18 protein-coding genes and 1 tRNA gene are annotated in these 17,152 nt (G+C 67.7%); 12 read left to right on the forward strand and 7 right to left on the reverse strand.

What is annotated here, in order from left to right; all coding sequences use genetic code 11:
* Positions 1 to 489: 489 nt before the first annotated feature.
* Positions 490 to 559: transfer RNA gene (locus A9X05_RS31000), tRNA-Phe, on the forward strand.
* Positions 560 to 638: 79 nt separating this feature from the next.
* On the opposite strand, the gene A9X05_RS11365 is transcribed toward A9X05_RS31000, so the two are convergent.
* The 3 genes from A9X05_RS11365 to A9X05_RS11370 all read right to left on the reverse strand — a co-directional run bounded on the left by A9X05_RS11365 (position 639) and on the right by A9X05_RS11370 (position 3,280).
* Positions 639 to 893, reverse strand: coding sequence for a DUF2510 domain-containing protein (locus A9X05_RS11365; RefSeq protein WP_067781382.1), 255 nt, complete (start codon positions 891 to 893; stop codon positions 639 to 641).
* A 171-nt stretch (positions 894 to 1,064) separates the two neighbouring features.
* On the reverse strand, positions 1,065 to 1,274 hold the full coding sequence (locus A9X05_RS31005) for a hypothetical protein (protein ID WP_156736655.1): 210 nt from the start codon (positions 1,272 to 1,274) through the stop codon (positions 1,065 to 1,067).
* 296 nt (positions 1,275 to 1,570) lie between these two features.
* Complete coding sequence (locus A9X05_RS11370; RefSeq protein WP_067781385.1) at positions 1,571 to 3,280, reverse strand: CocE/NonD family hydrolase; 1,710 nt, start codon at positions 3,278 to 3,280, stop codon at positions 1,571 to 1,573.
* A gap of 61 nt (positions 3,281 to 3,341) precedes the next feature.
* Here A9X05_RS11370 and A9X05_RS11375 point away from each other — a divergent pair, with 61 nt between their 5' ends.
* The 7 genes from A9X05_RS11375 to A9X05_RS11405 all read left to right on the forward strand — a co-directional run bounded on the left by A9X05_RS11375 (position 3,342) and on the right by A9X05_RS11405 (position 9,593).
* Positions 3,342 to 3,941: a TetR family transcriptional regulator gene (locus A9X05_RS11375; protein ID WP_231978331.1), complete on the forward strand. Its 600-nt coding sequence runs from the start codon at positions 3,342 to 3,344 to the stop codon at positions 3,939 to 3,941.
* A 42-nt stretch (positions 3,942 to 3,983) separates the two neighbouring features.
* A complete protein-coding gene (locus A9X05_RS11380; protein WP_067751908.1) occupies positions 3,984 to 4,676 on the forward strand; it encodes a M15 family metallopeptidase in 693 nt (230 codons plus the stop codon).
* A 56-nt stretch (positions 4,677 to 4,732) separates the two neighbouring features.
* Positions 4,733 to 5,545, forward strand: a complete 813-nt coding sequence (locus tag A9X05_RS11385; RefSeq protein ID WP_067781392.1) for a class I SAM-dependent methyltransferase — start codon at positions 4,733 to 4,735, stop codon at positions 5,543 to 5,545.
* 73 nt (positions 5,546 to 5,618) lie between these two features.
* Positions 5,619 to 7,196, forward strand: coding sequence for a methylmalonyl-CoA mutase family protein (locus A9X05_RS11390; protein WP_067781394.1), 1,578 nt, complete (start codon positions 5,619 to 5,621; stop codon positions 7,194 to 7,196).
* The gene (locus A9X05_RS11395) at positions 7,196 to 7,621 is read left to right on the forward strand and encodes a cobalamin B12-binding domain-containing protein (protein ID WP_067781397.1); all 426 of its coding nucleotides are present in this window, start codon (positions 7,196 to 7,198) and stop codon (positions 7,619 to 7,621) included. Before A9X05_RS11390 ends, A9X05_RS11395 begins: the two co-directional genes overlap by 1 nt.
* Entirely contained in the window at positions 7,606 to 8,562 is a 957-nt protein-coding gene (locus tag A9X05_RS11400) for an LLM class F420-dependent oxidoreductase (protein ID WP_067781400.1), read from the forward strand. The genes A9X05_RS11395 and A9X05_RS11400 overlap by 16 nt, the downstream gene beginning before the upstream one ends.
* On the forward strand, positions 8,553 to 9,593 hold the full coding sequence (locus tag A9X05_RS11405; RefSeq protein ID WP_067781403.1) for a CaiB/BaiF CoA-transferase family protein: 1,041 nt from the start codon (positions 8,553 to 8,555) through the stop codon (positions 9,591 to 9,593). The genes A9X05_RS11400 and A9X05_RS11405 overlap by 10 nt, the downstream gene beginning before the upstream one ends.
* A gap of 41 nt (positions 9,594 to 9,634) precedes the next feature.
* Here the strand turns inward: A9X05_RS11405 and A9X05_RS11410 are convergent, their stop codons facing one another.
* Positions 9,635 to 10,537, reverse strand: a complete 903-nt coding sequence (locus A9X05_RS11410) for a LysR family transcriptional regulator (protein ID WP_067759826.1) — start codon at positions 10,535 to 10,537, stop codon at positions 9,635 to 9,637.
* A 165-nt stretch (positions 10,538 to 10,702) separates the two neighbouring features.
* Between A9X05_RS11410 and A9X05_RS11415 the strand changes: the two genes are divergently transcribed.
* Positions 10,703 to 11,596: an SDR family oxidoreductase gene (locus A9X05_RS11415; protein ID WP_067759819.1), complete on the forward strand. Its 894-nt coding sequence runs from the start codon at positions 10,703 to 10,705 to the stop codon at positions 11,594 to 11,596.
* Positions 11,597 to 11,712: 116 nt separating this feature from the next.
* Here A9X05_RS11415 and A9X05_RS11420 read toward each other — a convergent pair whose 3' ends face one another.
* From A9X05_RS11420 to A9X05_RS11430, 3 genes are read right to left on the reverse strand one after another with little or no spacing between them, the layout of a single operon-like run.
* Positions 11,713 to 12,978, reverse strand: a complete 1,266-nt coding sequence (locus A9X05_RS11420; protein ID WP_067781405.1) for an amidohydrolase family protein — start codon at positions 12,976 to 12,978, stop codon at positions 11,713 to 11,715.
* Positions 12,979 to 12,983: 5 nt separating this feature from the next.
* Entirely contained in the window at positions 12,984 to 13,298 is a 315-nt protein-coding gene (locus tag A9X05_RS11425) for a DUF4286 family protein (RefSeq protein ID WP_067781472.1), read from the reverse strand.
* A 22-nt stretch (positions 13,299 to 13,320) separates the two neighbouring features.
* Positions 13,321 to 13,656 (reverse strand): 2Fe-2S iron-sulfur cluster-binding protein, encoded by a 336-nt coding sequence (locus tag A9X05_RS11430; RefSeq protein WP_067781475.1) that lies wholly within the window; start codon positions 13,654 to 13,656, stop codon positions 13,321 to 13,323.
* Positions 13,657 to 13,778: 122 nt separating this feature from the next.
* On the opposite strand from A9X05_RS11430, the gene A9X05_RS11435 reads away from it, so the two are divergent.
* From A9X05_RS11435 to A9X05_RS11445, 3 genes are read left to right on the forward strand one after another with little or no spacing between them, the layout of a single operon-like run.
* The gene (locus A9X05_RS11435; protein ID WP_067781408.1) at positions 13,779 to 15,182 is read left to right on the forward strand and encodes a class I adenylate-forming enzyme family protein; all 1,404 of its coding nucleotides are present in this window, start codon (positions 13,779 to 13,781) and stop codon (positions 15,180 to 15,182) included.
* The gene (locus A9X05_RS11440) at positions 15,160 to 16,065 is read left to right on the forward strand and encodes an acyl-CoA dehydrogenase family protein (RefSeq protein WP_067759810.1); all 906 of its coding nucleotides are present in this window, start codon (positions 15,160 to 15,162) and stop codon (positions 16,063 to 16,065) included. The genes A9X05_RS11435 and A9X05_RS11440 overlap by 23 nt, the downstream gene beginning before the upstream one ends.
* On the forward strand, positions 16,052 to 17,140 hold the full coding sequence (locus tag A9X05_RS11445) for an acyl-CoA dehydrogenase family protein (protein WP_067781411.1): 1,089 nt from the start codon (positions 16,052 to 16,054) through the stop codon (positions 17,138 to 17,140). Before A9X05_RS11440 ends, A9X05_RS11445 begins: the two co-directional genes overlap by 14 nt.
* Positions 17,141 to 17,152: the final 12 nt, after the last annotated feature.

Consider the following 17,152-nt stretch of genomic DNA (forward strand, 5'->3'; position numbering starts at 1 on the left):
GGGCTCGGGAACCGCAGCCCCAGGGCATCCGCAGCCGACAGCTCCGCATCAACACCGCCCTCGACGGCGTCGCGGACACTTTTGGCACATATAACAAGCCCGCTGGTCCCAGCCGGAACACGGTCTACGCCGCTCCCGTCGTCCGACCGACCGCTACCGCTCTCGCGCCCTGCGGCCTTAGCGACCTCGGGCACTCGCGGTCTACCGGCGTCCGCGGCTCCATCCGTGTTCCGGCTGGCCGTTCTGGTTGTGCCCGGCCCAAGGGTGGGTCGCTCCGCTCTCGTCGTCGTTGGACGCGCAGTCGACGCTGTGATGCTGGGCATCGGGTACCTGCTCCCCGGGAGCCCAGGCGCGCATCACTGAGGACGGGCGATGAAGGGTTCCCTGTCGGGAGTGCTGTCACCGTGTCCGGTTTATGTCCGATCGTCGGACGAGCGCCCTGCGTCAGACGCGCTCAGCGCGCCGCATTTGACGCATGAGCGCGGTCAAACCGCAGGTCGGCGGCTATTCTTCCCGCCTGAAAAGCGGAAGGTCGGCGGTTCGATCCCGCCCCTGGCCACCGTCAAAGCGTTTTAATGCGGTGTCAGTGCCCGCAACTCAACCTGTCTCGACGCAATCGGCGATCCCGAGAGATGCGGTCAAGCGCGAGGCTGAGTCTGCGCCGTCCACACTCGACCGTCGAAATAGCGCATCATTTGCATGTCTTGCTGGTCGGGGTACCAGCCAGGTGCCAAACCGCTGGTCGCAACGGGCTGTTGTTGTACCACCGGCCGCTCGACAACCGGCCGTTCCGCGCGCGGGGCCGACACTGCGCGGACTACCGTGATGATCACCGCGACAATCGCGATGAGCACCAATATCCAGACAAGGGAATTCACAGCGCCAGCGATCATGAGCCTGCACCCTCTTGTTGCGGCGGTTCCAGTGCATCCTCTAATACCCTCACCCTTTGCCACCGAAACTCGCCGCGCATGCGCTCGACAGTGGTCGCTCGGCACTCCGAGTCGCCCACCGATGTGACCGCGGCCAGCCGGGCCGGCTGGCCGGCCGAGCCGGGGGGCGAGCTATGCCGATTTACGCCGGGAATTAAAGCCGTAATCTCCAAGCCGCGAAGCGCCGCCGGTGCGCTCTAGGCGTTCATCCAGCAGAGCATCCGCCGCGTCGATCGGTGGCAACGGGCGGCCCAGTCGGCGAGCTGCATAGCGAAGAGTGGCAACTGATTGCAGCTCCGCGTCGATCGTGTCGATGTCGCGAATGGTGATGTCGCTGGGCATTGCGTCCTCCTGTCGGAGAAATCGTCGCCCCCCGGTTCCTTTCAGTTACCCAGATTCATGGGCAATATTCCTCACACGCCGGCAATGGTTCGTAACCCATCTGACCGGCACGGTGCCCATGCGGTGCTTGCGGCGGCCAACCGCGACCGGCGAGGGTTCGAGAATCCGCATCAGTTCGGCCGGACCGCAAGAACGTCCGCCGGCACGTCGCCTTCGTCCGTGGCATCGGCCTCCGCGCCGGCTTACCGAGTTGCCTGTCGAATTCACCCCGGCGGATTGACCGGCCGTCACCGGCGCTACCCGAGCACCGGCAGCAGCAACCGCGACGACGAGCGCACCGTGTTCCAGCTGGACGTGCCGACGCTGGCATGGCGGAAGTTCATGATGGCCGGCGTCGACGGGTCCTGGTCGTCACTGGTGAGCGTGAGACGGATGCGGTGGCCGGCCTTGAAGCGTCGGGCGTTGGGCACCAATGGGATTCGGTACTCGACGTCCTCGCCCAGCGGCACCGCTCGGGGGTTGCGGCAGGGCAGCGCCGGCGCGCCGGGGCGACTGGCCGCCTCGTCGACCTCGCGCAGGCTGGCGCGCAGCCAGCCCGCGGTCACGTCGATCGTTGCCCCGTCGGGTGCCACGTCGTGCAGCGTCGCGATCCACGCGGTGTCGATCGCCGTCGCCGAGGCGACCAGCCGCAGTTCGATGTCGCCCACCACGTCGACGTCCTCGGTCAACGGCGCGCCGGTCCAGGTCAGCACCGAAGGCGGATCGATCTCGCTGGGTTTGATGCGGCCCAAACCCGCGCCCAGAACCATGAATTCGCGGCTGCCCGGCTCACCTTCGTCGGCGGCCAAACCACCGTCCGCGCGCAGGGCCAGTTCACGATGCGGGGCGGGGGCCGGTGGCCAGGAGTCGGCGGTTCGCCACTCGTCGGCGCCGGGCAGGAAGTATCGAATGGGTGGCCCATCGGTGATTCCGGTGTCGCGGCCCTTCAACCATTGGTCGTACCAGGCCAGGGCCTCGGTGTGCATGCTTTCCCAGGGCCAGGTCAGACCGAACTCACCGAGCATGCCCATCCGCACGCAGGCGTTGTCCGACAATCCTTTCCATGCGGCGAAGGTCGACGGCAGGTGTAACGGCACGTTCTGCCAATCGCAGCCCAGGTAGACCGGGATGTCGATCTCCTTGAGCAGTGGCAACAGGTTTCGTTCTTCCCACCAATCGTCACGCGTCGGGTGCTTGACCACCGCCTCCTGCCACAACTCGTCCCACGGGTGGGGATTGTGCGGCAGCCTGAGCAGCTGGCGCAGCATGGTGACCGCCGCCTCGCCGTTCTTGGTCTCGAATTTCTTATGGATGCCAGGGCTGTTCAGCGCGCGCCGCGCCAGTCCCACCGGCTTGCTGCGCCACAGTTTGTCGCTACGGTCGGAGGTGAGGCCCATCATGGCGAGAAACGGTGTGATGAACGACGAACTCACCAGCCCGTGGTGGTTGGCGCCCTCGTACAGGTCGGCGGTCACGGCCAGGGGGAAGATCGCTTTGAGGTGCGGCGGACGCTCGACGGCCGCCTCGAGTTGGGTCATCGCGAAGTAGCTGATGCCGATCATGCCTACGTTGCCGTCGCACCACGGCTGCGCCGCGGTCCACTCGACGAGGTCGTACACATCCCGGCGTTCCTGCGCGTCGAAGAAGTTGAATGAGCCCTCGGAGCCGCAGGTGCCGCGGAGGTTGACGATGACGTGCGCGTAACCGCGCGGCACCCAGAAGTCCGTCCTGCCGGCCTCGACGAACCCCGCCGGGGCGCCGAGGTCCTGCATCTGCCGCGGGTACGGCGACGCCGCCAGCAGTGCCGGGAAGCGGCCGTCGGCATCGGGCCGGTGCACGTCGGCCAGAAGCGTTGTGCCGTCACGGACCGTGATCGCGGTATTGATGTCGGTGCGCGACGCGTACCGCGGCGCGCTGAGGTTTCGGTATTCGCGGCCGGTGGTCTGCGGGCCGTTGAGCGTGATCACAGTTTCACGCTATGTTGAAATTATTTTCAACGCAAGATGAAACTTCGGCTATGGTGGCATGGTGCCGGCGCGATCGACGACCCCCGGTCCGCGCGACGAGCGCGGCGTGCTGGCGGCGCGCATTCTGGCCGCCGCTCGCGACGAGTTCGCCGAACATGGCTGGGCCGGCACGGCCATCCGCGCCGTCGCTCGCACCGCCGACGTCGATCCGGCTCTGATCTACCACTACTTCGGCTCCAAGGAGGGCCTGCTCGACGCCGCCACCACGCCGCCGCAGAAGTGGCTCGACGCGGTATCCGCTACGTGGGCGACGCCCAAGGCGGACCTGGGCCGGCAGTTGATCCGCACCGTCTTGGACACCTGGACCGACGAGGAGGTCGGTCCCGTCCTGCGCGCCGTGGTGCTGACGGCCGCCCACGAGGACAAGACCCGGGAGAAGCTGCGGCTGATCGTTGAGCGGGGCCTGATCGGCGGTTCCACCCTTGGAGACGACGAGGGCGACCGACTGCGGCGCAGCGGGCTGATCGCCACCCAGCTGATCGGCTTCGCGTTGTTGCGCTTCGTCTGGAAGATCGAGCCGATCGCGTCGATGTCCGAGGAACAGGTGGTGGCCGCGGTCGCGCCGAACCTGCAGCGCTACGTCGAGGGCGACATCGCATAGGCGCTAACGCAACTCACGGCGACCAACGGCGACAATGACCGGATGCGTCTTTTGCGCCCGAACCTTGCACTCGCGGTCGCGGCGGGTCTGGTCCGTGTCGCGACCGCGCACGCCAGTCCCGACGTCCCGCCGGTGAGCGACGCGGCCCGCGCGGCCGGATTCGTCGACGTCCGCAGCGTGGTCCCCGACGCCATCATCGACCTGCGCTACGCGACCACCAACAACTTCACGCACACGCAGCTGTACCCGTCCGACGCCCGATGCCTGGTGCACCAGTCGATGGCGTCCGGACTGGCGACGGCCGCGACGGCGCTACGGCCGCAGGGACATCTCCTCGTGTTCTGGGATTGCTATCGGCCCCACGACGTGCAGGTCAAGATGTTCAACGTCGTCCCCAACCCCGCGTGGGTCGCGCGCCCCGGCCAGTATGCGCACAGCCACGAGTCGGGGCGCTCGGTCGACGTGACGTTCACGACGGCAGAGCAGCCGTGCGCATCCGGGCTACACGCGCAGGGGCTCTGCCTGGCCGACATGGGCACCGATTTCGACGACTTCTCCTCGCGCGCAAACGCTTTCGCCACCCAGGGGGTGAGCGCCGACGCCCAGGCGAACCGCGCCGCGCTGCGCGACGCGATGAAGTACGGGGGGTTGGCGCCCTACTCCGGGGAGTGGTGGCACTTCGACGGCCCGGGCGCCGCGGTCGACCGGCCGATCCTGAATGTGCCCGTGGACTGATCTCATATTTCGAGACGAATATTTCAATATATGAGTCACGCCCTTAGGCTTCGGGCATGAACGGCGAAGACGGGGCCACCTACACGCACGGGCACCACGAGTCGGTGCTGCGGAGTCACCAGCGGCGCACCGCGGAGGACTCCGCGGCCTATCTGCTGCCGCACCTGAACTCGGGGCTGTCGGTCCTGGATGTCGGGTGCGGGCCCGGAACCATCACCGCCGATCTCGCGGCCCGGGTGGCGCCGGGGCCGGTGACGGCGGTCGACCAGTCGACCGAAGTGCTCGATGTGGCCCGCGCCGAGGTCGAGCGACGCGGCCTGTCGAATGTTTCCTTCGCCACCGCCGACGTGCACCGGCTCGACTTCGCCGACGACGCCTTCGACGTCGTGCACGCGCATCAGGTGCTGCAACACGTCGCCGATCCGGTGGGGGCGCTGCGGGAGATGAGGAGAGTGTGCGCGCCCGGCGGCCTGGTGGCGGCCCGCGACGCCGACTACGCGGGATTCATCTGGTTCCCTCAACTGCCGGCGCTGGATCTGTGGCGCGACCTTTACGAGCGGGCCGCGCGGGCCAACCGCGGCGAACCCGATGCCGGGCGACGGCTGCTGTCGTGGGCGCGGCAGGCGGGCTTCGCCGACGTCACCCCGACGAGCAGCGTGTGGTGCTACGCGACGCCCGCGACGCGCGAATGGTGGGGCGGGATGTGGGCCGACCGGATCCTGCACTCGCGGATCGCGAGCGACCTGTTGGAGTTGGGTCTGGCCACCAGTGCGCAGCTGGAGGAGATCTCCGCCGCGTGGCGCGACTGGGCGGCCGCCCCCGACGGCTGGATCGCCATTCCCCACGGCGAGATCCTCTGCCGGGTGTAGTGCGCACACAGGTTTGACCAGGTCAAGCGCGTGGTATTGGCATTCTCTTTTTTTGCAAGTACGTTATTCACCGATGGATAATATGGCCCACACTCCGTCGGGTATTCCGCTGCAGCCGGTCTATGGGCCGGCGGACGTCGGCGCGGAGCCTCCGCAACCGGGGGAGTTTCCCTTCACCCGGGGCAACTTCGCGTCCGGCTACCGGGGCAAGCTGTGGACCTTCCGCCAGTACTCCGGGTTCGGCACCGCCGAGGAATCCAATCGCCGGTACCGCTACCTCCTGGAACAAGGCGGGACCGGGTTGTCGGTGGCGCTCGACCTGCCTACCCAGTGTGGCTACGACTCCGACGACCCGGAGTTCGGCGAGGAGGTCGGCCGGGTGGGCGTCGCGGTCGACACGCTGGCCGATTTCGAGGTCCTGTTCGACGGCATCCCGCTGGACAAGCTCAGCACCAGCATGACGATCAACGGAACGGCGGCGATCCTGCTGGCGTTCTACGTCGCCGCCGCCGAGAAGAAGGGGATACCGCGCGCGAAGCTCACCGGAACCATCCAGAACGACATCCTCAAGGAGTACGCCTCGCGCGGGACCTGGATCTGGCCGCCGGAGCCGTCCCTGCGGCTGATCGCCGACACGATCGAGTTCTGCGCGGCCGAGGTGCCGAGGTTCAACGCGATTTCGGTGGCCGGGGCGCACTTCCGCGACGCGGGGGCGAACGCGGTGCAAGAGATGGCGTTCACCCTGGCCGACGGGGTGACCTACTGCGACACCGTGGTTGAGCGCGGCCGCATGACGATCGATCAGTTCGCGCCGCAGATCTCGTTCTTCTTCTACACCCACGGCGATTTCTTCGAGGAGATCGCCAAATACCGTGCGGGGCGCCGACGTTGGGCCACCATAGTCAAGGAGCGGTACGGGGCGACGGCTGACAAGGCGGCGATGTTCCGCTTCGGCTGCGTCTGTGGTGGCGCCTCGCTGTACGCACCACAGGCCCACAACAACATCGTCCGGGTGGCCTACGAGGCGATGGCCGCCGTGCTGGGCGGTGTCCAGTCGATGTTCACCGCGGCCTGGGACGAGCCGTTCGCCCTGCCCACCGAGGAAACCACCACGCTGGCGCTGCGCACCCAGCAGATCCTCGCGCACGAAACCGGCGTGGCCAGCGTCGCCGACCCGTTGGGCGGCTCCTACTTCGTGGAGGCGCTGACCGACGCCACCGAGGCGCGCATCGTCGAGATCATGTCCGACCTCGAGCGGCACGGCGGCATGGTCCACGCCATCGAGGATGGCTATCTACAGGGTCTGATCGCCGACGAGGCGTTCAAGGTCCACCAGGACATCGAATCCGGCGCTCGCCCGGTCGTCGGCGTGAACCGGTTCGTGACCGAAGAGCCCGAACACGATGTCGTCACCTATGAGCTCGACGCCGAAGGGCGCGATCTCCAGCTCAAGCGGCTCGCTAAAGTGAAGGCCGAAAGGGATTCGGCCGCAGTCAAATCCAGTCTCGCAGCACTATCGCGCGCCGCCGAAGGGGACGACAATCTGATGCACAACCTCATCGAGTGCGCCAACGCATACTGCACGGTCGGTGAAATGGTCTCCGCGCTCAAGGCGGTATGGGGCGAGTTCCAGCAACCGGTGGTGTTCTAATGGCGCCCCGGATCCTCGTCGCCAAACCGGGTCTGGACGGACACGACCGGGGCGCCAAGATCGTCGCCCGCACCCTGCGCGACGCCGGCTTCGAGGTGATCTACACCGGCATCCGGCAGCGCATCGAGGACATCGCCTCGATCGCCGTCCAGGAAGACGTGGCGGTCGTGGGCTTGAGCATTCTGTCCGGTGCTCACCTCGCACTCACCGCCCGCACCATCGAGGCCCTGCGGGCCGCCGACGCTTCCGACATCGCCGTCGTGGTCGGCGGAACCATCCCGCATGCCGACGTGCCCAAGCTGCTCGCCGCCGGTGCCGCCGCCGTTTTCCCCACCGGCACATCGCTCGATGTGCTCGTGCGCGAGATACGCGCGCTGACCGGAACCCCCGAGCCCGTTGCGGAGGAACAGTGCGCGTCGGAGTGATGATCGGCGCCGAGCGTGGCGACATGGCCCGCAAGGTGCACAAGCTGGCCTCCGACATCGAGTGGGCCGAATCCGCGGGTCTGGACACCGCGTGGATGCCGCAGGTTCCCGACGATTTCGACTGCCTGACCATGGTATCGCTGATGGCCGCGCACAGCTCGCGCATCGAGCTCGGCACGGCGGTGGTGCCGCTGCAAGCCCAGCATCCGATCGCCCTTGCCCGCCAAGCGCTTTCGACTCACGCCGTGACCGGCGGGCGGTTGGCGCTGGGCGTCGGACCGTCGCACCACTGGATCATCCGGGACATGCTCGGCCTGCCCTACGAGAAGCCGGCCGCCTACACCCGCGACTACCTGCAGGTGCTGGGCGCCGCGATCGCCGGGCCGGGACCGGTCGACGTCGAGAACGATTCGTTCACGGTGCACAATCCGCTGGCGATCGGGGCCGACACCCCGATGCCGGTTTTGGTCGCCGCCCTGGGGCCGGTGATGTTGCAGATCGCCGGCGAACTCGCCGACGGCACCGTGTTGTGGATGGCCGACGAGCGCGCGATCGGCGACCACATCGCGCCGAAGATCACCAAGGCCGCCGCGGACGCCGGGCGGCCCGCGCCGCGGATCGTCGCCGGCATCCCGGTATGCCTCTGTGAGCCGGCACGAGTCGAGGAGGCCAAGGAGCGGGCCAATCGGATCCTGGGTGAGGCCGAGGTGTCGCCCAACTATCAGCGCCTGCTGGAACGCGGCGACGCCCGTGATGTCGGTGACCTCTGTGCGGCCGGTGACGAGCAGGCGATCCTGACCCGGATGCGCCGCTTTGCCGACGCCGGTGTCACGGACCTGTCCGTGCGGCTGCTGCCGATCGGTGACAACCGCGACGAGCTGATCGCCTCCAAACGCCGCACGCGCGAGATGATCGCCACGCTCGCAACGGAATTGCGGTGACGCCTACCGGGCCGCTCGCGGGGATACGCATCCTCGAGGTCGGCACCATGCTGGCGGGACCGTACGCCACCATGCTGCTGGCCGATCTGGGCGCCGAGGTCACCAAGATCGAGCCGCGCGGCGGCGAGATCTCCCGCGGCGTCGGGCCCAGCTACTTCGCCAGCCTCAACCGCAACAAGTCGAGCATCTGCCTTGACCTGAACTCCGACCCCGGACAGCAACGGCTGGGCGAGCTGGTGGCCGAATCCCATGCGCTGCTGGTGAATTTGAAGCCGTCGGCGATCCGCCGGCTGGGATTGACTTATGAGAGATTGCGGCGGCACAACGAGCGGATCGTGTGCGTCGCGATCACCGGATTCGGCCTGTACGGCGGCGACGATCCGGCCTTCGACTACGTCGTACAGGCGGGCGTCGGCACCGCCGCCCTGACCGGCGACCCGCAGGGCCCGCCGACGCTGCCCGGTTACTCGTCGGCCGACAACTCCACCGGGATGACCGCGGCGCTGGGGCTGTTGGCCAAGATCATCTCCGGAACCGGAGGGCAAGTCGACGTTTCGCTGCGCGACGTGATGCTGTCGCAGCTGAACTACCACGCGTCCGCCTACCTCAATGACGGTGTCGAGCCGCAGCGGCGTCCTTATGGCGCGCACTCGTATTACGTTCCGGCGCAGCTCTTTCCTACCGCCGAGGGGTATCTGGCGCTGTTCATCACGCACGACGGCTTCTGGAAGTCCTTCGCCACCGAGGCGGGCATCGGGGGGTTCGAGACGATGTCCGAACGGGTGTTCCGCCGCGACGAGGTGCTGGCCGTCGTCACGGCGATGCTGGCGACCGACACCGCCGCGGGGTGGGAACGCCGACTGCGTCCGCTCGGAGTGCCGGCGGCGGCCGTCAGGACCCTGCCGGAGGCGCTCGAAGCAACCCCCGAAATCATTGTCACGGCCGGCGATTTCCGGCTCGTCGGTAGCCCGATCCACGTCTCCGGCTACGACCCCGAATACCGTCCGCCGCCGGAGTTGCCCCAGGTCTAGCGCGCACCGCTCGCGAGCGCGACGGTGGTTTCACGCCGGCGTCAGGACACCGGACCCCTCAGGTGCGCCTCGGCGAGCTTACGGAAGGCCGCCACCAGCCGACTGCGGTCCCCGGCGCGCGTCGCCAACACCACGTGACAGGGCTCGACGCCTTGCAACGGGACGGTGGTGATGTCGGGCCGCAGGGCATTGCCGCGGAACCCGGCAGTGATTGCCACCGCCTGCCCGGAGGCGATGACTTCGAACTTGTCCTCGAGCGCGTCGATGAACGGTCCATCGGGCGCCCGGCGGCCATCGGGCCGGGGATCGATGCGCCAGAAGGCATTCCACGCCGGGTCGGAGTCACGGACTCGGGGCATCGGCTCGTCGGCGATGTCGTCCAGCGTGACGAAGTCCCGGCCCGCGAGGCGGTGGTCGACCGACATAGCCAGCACCCGGGGCTCGTCGTAGAGGATGGTCACGTGCAGGCCGTCTGTCGGGAACGGTAGCCGGGTCACCACGGCGTCCACTCGATGTCCGAGCAACGCGTCCAGGGCCTGGCCCCAATCCAAATGCGAGACTTGCACTTCGGCGTCGGGGTGTTCGCGGCGCATCTCGCGCACCGCGGGGGTGACGATCATCCCGGTCGTGTATCCGATCGCGATTCGGCTGGGCTGGGCGGCGGCTCGGGCCTGTGCCGCGGCTTGCGTGGCCGAGCGCAGCAGGGCCTTGGCCCGGGGCAGGAACACCTCTCCCGCCTCCGTCAGCCTGGTGCCTTGCGGCGTGCGATCCAGGAGTCGAACACCCAGTTGTTGCTCGAGCCGGCGGATCTGCCGGCTCAACGACGGCTGCGCTACGCGCAGCGCGGTCGCGGCGCGGCCGAAGTGCCGGTGTTCGGCCACCACGACGAAATATCCGACCAACCGCAGATCGAGGTCGATCACGGGCAATACGGAACGGGCCATGCGGAGAGTGTAACGGCGCCGGCAACTGACATCCGCACCGAAGGTGCCGGTGACATGCGGTGATGCCGATTCGGTATCACGCCATATGAAACAGGTCTTGGACAGTCGGTCTGCCGCGGTCATTGACTGGAAGCCGGCGAATACGGAACAGCGAAAGGGATTTCCATGCATGTCTTTGTCACTGGCGCCAGCGGGCACATCGGTTCGGCCGTCATCGACGAGCTTGTGCGTGCGGGTCATCAAGTCACCGGCCTCGCCCGCTCCGACGAGTCGGCCGCCGCGCTGACGGCGAAGGGCGTGCGGGTGCACCGCGGCGACCTCGACGACCTCGACGGGTTGCGGTCCGCCGCCGCGGCGTCCGACGGCGTCATCCACCTGGCTTTCAAACACGATTTCGACAACTTCGTGGCGGCGGCCGAGGCGGATCTGCGGGCCGTCGAGGCCATCGGGGAGGCGCTCGTCGGCTCCGACCGGCCCTTCGTCAGCACCTCGGGAACGCTGCTTCTGTCGTTGCTGGGGCATGACGGCCCCAGCACCGAACAGGACACATTGCCCGGGGGACCGCGGGTCGACTCGGAGAACGCGGTGATCGCGCTGGCCGAGCGCGGGGTGAGATCGTCGGTGATCCGGCTATCCCCGATCGTGCACAGCGATCTCGACCACCACGGCTTCACGCATCACCTCATCAACACGGCCCGCGACAGCGGGAAGTCCGCTTACATCGGCGAAGGGACCAACCGCTGGCCGGGGGTGCACACGCTAGACGCCGCCCACCTGTACCGGCTGGCGCTCGAAAATGCGCCCGCGGGTACGCGTTTGCACGGCGTGGCCGACGAAGGCGTGGCGTTCCGCGACATCGCCGCCGTAATCGGCCGCCACCTGGGTGTGCCGACGGTGAGCATTCCGGCCGAGGATGCCGGTCATTTCGGCTTCCTTGCACTCTTTGCGGCGCTGGACAATCCGACGTCGAGCGCGCTGACGCGCAAGGAACTTGACTGGAACCCCGAACGGGCCGGGCTGCTCGAGGATCTCGACGCCGGCCATTACTTCGGCGAGTGAGCGTCGCCGTGGCCGGCATCGCGGTCGAAGCTGCCAGGGAGGCGCCGGGGCGCGCTCGATGAGGCCAGCCGCCGCGCGAGTGTGAAGCAAGCCGCACATTCGGCGGCACTGCCGCGCTACGGCAGCTTGGCGAGTTGCTTCTCCCGATAGAGCCGCGCCCACTCGGCGCGCGACCGGATCGACACGTCGACGTCAAGGGCATTGGCGCGCAAGGCTTTCACGGTCGCCCGCTCCCGCGGCGTCCGCGCGAACGGATCCCAGCTGAAGAACCGGCAGGCGTTGGCCCAGGTGATCTTGTTGATGTCGGAGTCGTCGGCCCCGGCGGCGTTCAGCTCGGCCAACACCTGCTCGGGGGCGTCCGGCCAAAAGCAGTCCGAGTGCGGGTAGTCGCATTCCCAGGCGATGATGTCGATGCCGATCTCGTGGCGCAGCTTCAACGATGTCTTGTCGGTGACGTAACAGGCCAGCGAATGCTCGCGGAAGACCTCGCTGGGCAGCTTGTCCCCGAAGTCCCGGCGCAGCCACTTCTGGTTCGTGTAGTGGCGGTCGCTGCGGTCCAGGTAGAACGGGATCCACCCGATGCCGCCCTCGGAGAACGCGAACTTAAGTTCGGGGTAGTTGCGCATGGCAGGCCCCCACAGCAGATCCTGGGCGCACATCGCCGAGACCTGAGTGGCCAGGATGATCAGGTTGTCGATCGGCGCGTTGGGGGCCATGCTGATCGCCCCGAACCCGGTGCCGATGTGCAGGCACATCACCACGTTCTGCTCGCACAGCGTGCGGAACACCGGACCCCAATAGTCGTCGTCGTGGTAGCTCGGAAGCCCTTCCAAATGAGGCAATTCCGGCATCGTGACCGCCCGGCAGCCCTTGGCCGCGACCCGGCGGATCTCGGCGCACATGCCCTCGGGGGTCCAGGTCGGCAGGATGGCGATCGGGATGAAGCGCTCCGGGTAGGAGCCGGCCCACTCGTCGATGTGCCAGTCGTTGTAGGCCGACACCATCACCAGCGTGACGTCCTCACGCGTCATGTTGAGGTGCCGCGCGGAGAATCCGGTGAAGGTGGGGAAGCACATCGAGGCCAGGATGCCGTTGCGGTTCATGTCCCGCACGCGCTCGTGGACGTCGTAGACGCCCGGGCGCATTTCGGCGAAACCGGCCGGGTCGCGGCCCCATTCCTCGGCCGGCCACGACACCACCGCGTTGAGCCCGCTCACGCCCTGCGGCCTGCCCTGGTACATCCACTGGTCGACGCCGTGAGCGTCGGTCACGACGATCGGGGCCTCCTCCCTGTACTTGTCGGGCACGTGGCGCAGGAACATGTCCGGCGGCTCGACCACATGGTCGTCGATGCTCACCAGGATCAAGTCATCGACGTCCATCGGGCTCAGCGGCTCCGCTCGCTCGTCGTCTCGAGCAATCGAGGGATCGGCGCGGGATCCAATAGCAACGCATCGGACATGTGCAGCTGCCCGGCGTTGGCCATCATGTTGTCCAAGATGGCCTGCAGATCGTCGCCTTCGAGTTCGTAGATGGCGACATAGGGGCCCTGCCCGTCAAGAGGGCGCAGCCGTCGCGCCGCGACGATTCCGTCGAGCGCCAGCAGTTCGGGGATGTGCACCTCGTCGTACCAGGTGTTGTATTCCTGGTCGCGCGCAGGCGAACTGGGCCGACTTTCGACGTACATGATTCCCTTGGCCATCGCCGCCACCTCTCTTCGGGCGCTACTCGTAGCGCACCGTGACCGAATCCGTGTCCGGCACGCCCTGGCACGTCAGAATGTAGCCCTCGGCGACCTCGTCGTCGTCGAGAGCGTCGTTGACCCGCATGGTCACATGGCCTTCTTCGAGCCTGGCCATGCACGTGCCGCAATTGCCCGCCTCGCAACTGAACGGCGGCTCGAGGCCGGCCCGCCGCGCGCTCTCCAACAGCGTCTCGCCGGGAACCATCGACACCGAGACCTTCTTGCGGTCCATGTGAATGGTGACTGTGCCCGCAACGGAGCCGTTCGACGGATCTGTCACCCGTGGGGTCTCCTCGATGCTTCGGGTGACTGCCATCGTCACCACCCTCCCGTACTTGCATTCTTCACTATAGAGAATACTATTCTCACAGAGCGATAGGATCTTCTCAAGCTTGTGGGGATGTCAGGTCAGCCCGGCCTGTCAGGGAAGGACGGGACGTGACCGAGCCGGCCGCGGTCGTGTTCGAGGAACGGCGTTTCAGCCTGCCTCAGTTGGATGCATTGGCCGCCGGCTGGTCCGCAATCCTGGCCAAGAACGGTGTCGGCGCGGGTCAGCGCGTCGCGATGATGGCGTCCAATCGGCCGGAGTTCGTCGCCGTCTTGCTGGCGATCTGGCGCCTGGCGGCGACGGCCGTGCTGATCAGTCCGGCCTGGAAGGGTGACGAAGTCGACCACGCGCTCGCCTTGACCGAACCCGCTCACGCGGTCGGTGACCACCCGGTGCTGGCAGGCGCGATGCCGATGCTGCACCTGGACGAGCCGATCGCGCCCGGGGAGTCGACGCCCTCGGCGCCGTCGCCACGGTCCGACGCGGTGCTGGTGTTCAGTTCCGGCACCACCGGGCTGCCGAAGGCCGTCCGGCACACCCACGCGGCGCTGGACGAGGCCGTCCGGCATTGGCGCGGGGCGCTGCAGCTCACGGTGCGCGACCGCATTCAGGTTGCCACGCCGCCGTCGCACATCCTCGGGCTGCTCAACATCCTGACGGCGCTGCGCACCGGCGTCCGCGTGCGGCTGCACCCCCGGTTCGACGTCGACCGGATGCTGCATCACATCGAAACCGACCGCATCACAGTCGAAATGGCGGTCGCGCCCATCGCGCTGGCCATCGCCTCGCATCCCAGGCTCGAGTCCTACGACCTGTCCTCGTTGCGCTACATCATGTGGGGGGCGACGCCGGTCAGCGCCCACGTCGCCGAGGCGGTCACCCGGCGCACCGGCGTCGGTTGGGTACCGGCGTACGGAACCACGGAACTGCCTGTCATCGCCTGCAATCCGATCCAGGGAGCCCGGCTGGACGCCGTCGGTCGCCCGGTGCCGGGCGTGGACGTGCGGGTGGTCTCACTGGAGACGGGTGAGCCGGTCCGCCGCGGCGAGGTCGGTGAGATTCAGGCCCGCTCTTCATCGCTGATGGCCGGCTACCTGCCGGCCGAAGCAACCTCTGAGGTGATCCATGACGGCTGGTACCGGACCGGTGACGTCGGCTGGCTCGACGGCGAAGGCTGGTTGCGGATCACCGATCGCCTCAAGGAGATGATCAAGGTGCGCGGATTTCAGGTGGCGCCCGCCGAGATCGAGACGGTGCTACACGGCCATCCCGCCGTCAAGGACTGCGCGGTGTTCGGCGTGCCCGACGGAATCAACGGGGAGGCGGTGGTCGCCGCCGTCGCGACGTGCGCACCCGTCGATGCCGGCGAACTCACGGCCCGCGTCGATCAGCGGCTGGCTTCCTACAAACACCTGAGCCGTGTCGTGTTCGTGCCCGACATCCCTCGCCTGCCCTCGGGCAAGGTGCTGCGCCGAGTGCTGAAGGAGCGCTATGGATGTACGTCTGACGGCTGAACAACAGCAACTGCGTGACGCGGCCGCCAAGCTGGCCGACGACCTGGGGCCGTCGGCGGTGCAGGACCTCGACGACCAGAGCCGGATTACGCGTCTGGACAAGCAACTCGCGGGGACGGGGTGGCGGTCGCTGCGCTCCGACGGGGCGTCGGGTGTCGAAGTGGCCATCGTCGCCGAGGAATTCGGACGACGGCTGATCGACGCGCCGTTTCTCGGCCCGGTGCTCGCGGACGATCTCACCCGCCACGTCGGCGCCGACGCCGCGGGCGCGACCATCGCGGTCGACGGTCGCGCGATCGACGCGCGCGGCGCCCAGCGGGCCCTGAGCCTGGCCGGTGGCGAGGTCCTCGCCGCGGACGTAGGGGGCCCGACCGACGGTGCGGACCTGACCCGCGCCGACGCCAGGATCGCGGGAACTCCGGCGGCGCTGGGCGAGGTGTCCCCCGACATCGCCGCGCAATGGCGCGCGCTCGCGCTGGTCACCACGACGGCGGACCTGGTGGGGATCGCCCGCGGTGCGCACGCCGTCGCGTGCGACTACGCCAAGATCCGCGAACAGTACGGCAAGCAGATCGGGTCCTACCAAGCGATCGCCCACCTGCTGGCCGAAAGCCGTGCGCTGATTGAGGGTTCGATCAGCGTGTCGCGGCATGCCGCGTGGGCTGTCGACGAGCTGCCGCCCGCCGACGCCATCCGCGCCGCCCAGGTCGCGAAGGTCTACTGCGCGCGAGCCGCCCGAACCGTCTGTGAGACGGCCATCCAGGTACACGGCGGCATCGGTAACACCTGGGACTGCGTGGTGCACGTCTACCTGCGGCGCGCCCTGCTATCGACGGAACTGTGGCCCGTCGCGTTGAAGGAGATCGATCTTGGACTTTCGTGACTCACCAGAGGAGGCAGCGTTCCGGGAGCGGCTGCGGTCCTGGCTTTCCGTGCACGCGGGAGAGTTCTCCGGGTCGGGCGACGAATACTGGGCCCGTCAGGCCGAATGGCACCAGGCCCTGTATCGAGAGGGATTCTTCGGGCTGTCGTTCCCCCGCGAGTACGGCGGGCGGGAGCTGCCGCCCGTCTACGACGTCATCGTCGACGAGGAACTCGCCCGGGCCGGCGCCCCGCCGCGTCCCAGCGTCGGCTACCTGATCTACGGAATCGGCCGGCACGCCAATGACGCAGTGCGCCAACGCTTCCTGCCCGGCATCATCGACGGCACCGAGCGATGGTGCCAAGGTTTCAGCGAACCCGGCGCCGGCTCCGACCTGGCCTCGTTGACCACCACCGCTCGCCTCGAGGGCGACGCCTACGTGGTGAACGGGCACAAGATCTGGACCAGCTACTCCGACGTTGCGGACTGGTGCCTGTTGCTGGCGCGCACCGACCCGCAGGCCAAACGCCACCGTGGCCTGTCGGCGTTCGTGCTGGAAATGAAACAGCCTGGTGTGCAACAACGTCCGTTGCGCATGATCAACGGTGTGACCAACGAATTCGGCCAGGTGTTCTTCGACGACGCGAAGGTTCCGGCCGACAGGATGGTCGGCGCCCCGGGTGATGGCTGGGCGGTGGCCATGACCGTCGTCGGCCATGAGCGCGAACCGTCCACGCTCGGCTACGCGGCCCGCTACGGCAAACTCGTGCGAAGCCTGTACGCGCGCACCGAAGGACCGGTGTCCGAGGAGCTGGCGTGGGCGGCGGTCCAGTCGGAGATGCTGACGCATCATGTGCGGCGGCGGCTGTCCGAACAGCTCGACGGTGTCTCGCACGGGCCCGAGGGATCGCTGGACAAGCTGCTGATGACCTGGGTCGAGCAGTCCGTCGGACACGCTGCGCTGGCGGTCAGCGGGACGCGAGATCCGGACCTGCTCAGCGCCTACCTGTACAGCCGCGCGCAGAGTGTGATGGGCGGGACATCGCAGATACAAAAGAACATCATCGCTTCACGCATCTTGGGATTGTCCGAGTGATCGCGAGCGCGG

Origin of the sequence: Mycobacterium sp. E3298 (assembly GCF_001666895.1) — a bacterium.
GTDB lineage: Bacteria > Actinomycetota > Actinomycetes > Mycobacteriales > Mycobacteriaceae > Mycobacterium.

What these genes read in the sequence shown, in the direction of transcription:
- A9X05_RS11365 (WP_067781382.1), bottom strand. Translation starts at nt 893, where the DNA reads ATGATCGCTGGCGCTGTGAATTCCCTTGTCTGGATATTGGTGCTCATC.
- A9X05_RS31005 (WP_156736655.1), bottom strand. Translation starts at nt 1,274, where the DNA reads ATGCCCAGCGACATCACCATTCGCGACATCGACACGATCGACGCGGAG.
- A9X05_RS11380 (WP_067751908.1), top strand. Translation starts at nt 3,984, where the DNA reads ATGCGTCTTTTGCGCCCGAACCTTGCACTCGCGGTCGCGGCGGGTCTG.
- A9X05_RS11385 (WP_067781392.1), top strand. Translation starts at nt 4,733, where the DNA reads ATGAACGGCGAAGACGGGGCCACCTACACGCACGGGCACCACGAGTCG.
- A9X05_RS11390 (WP_067781394.1), top strand. Translation starts at nt 5,619, where the DNA reads ATGGATAATATGGCCCACACTCCGTCGGGTATTCCGCTGCAGCCGGTC.
- A9X05_RS11395 (WP_067781397.1), top strand. Translation starts at nt 7,196, where the DNA reads ATGGCGCCCCGGATCCTCGTCGCCAAACCGGGTCTGGACGGACACGAC.
- A9X05_RS11410 (WP_067759826.1), bottom strand. Translation starts at nt 10,537, where the DNA reads ATGGCCCGTTCCGTATTGCCCGTGATCGACCTCGATCTGCGGTTGGTC.
- A9X05_RS11415 (WP_067759819.1), top strand. Translation starts at nt 10,703, where the DNA reads ATGCATGTCTTTGTCACTGGCGCCAGCGGGCACATCGGTTCGGCCGTC.
- A9X05_RS11420 (WP_067781405.1), bottom strand. Translation starts at nt 12,978, where the DNA reads ATGGACGTCGATGACTTGATCCTGGTGAGCATCGACGACCATGTGGTC.
- A9X05_RS11425 (WP_067781472.1), bottom strand. Translation starts at nt 13,298, where the DNA reads ATGGCCAAGGGAATCATGTACGTCGAAAGTCGGCCCAGTTCGCCTGCG.
- A9X05_RS11430 (WP_067781475.1), bottom strand. Translation starts at nt 13,656, where the DNA reads ATGGCAGTCACCCGAAGCATCGAGGAGACCCCACGGGTGACAGATCCG.
- A9X05_RS11440 (WP_067759810.1), top strand. Translation starts at nt 15,160, where the DNA reads ATGGATGTACGTCTGACGGCTGAACAACAGCAACTGCGTGACGCGGCC.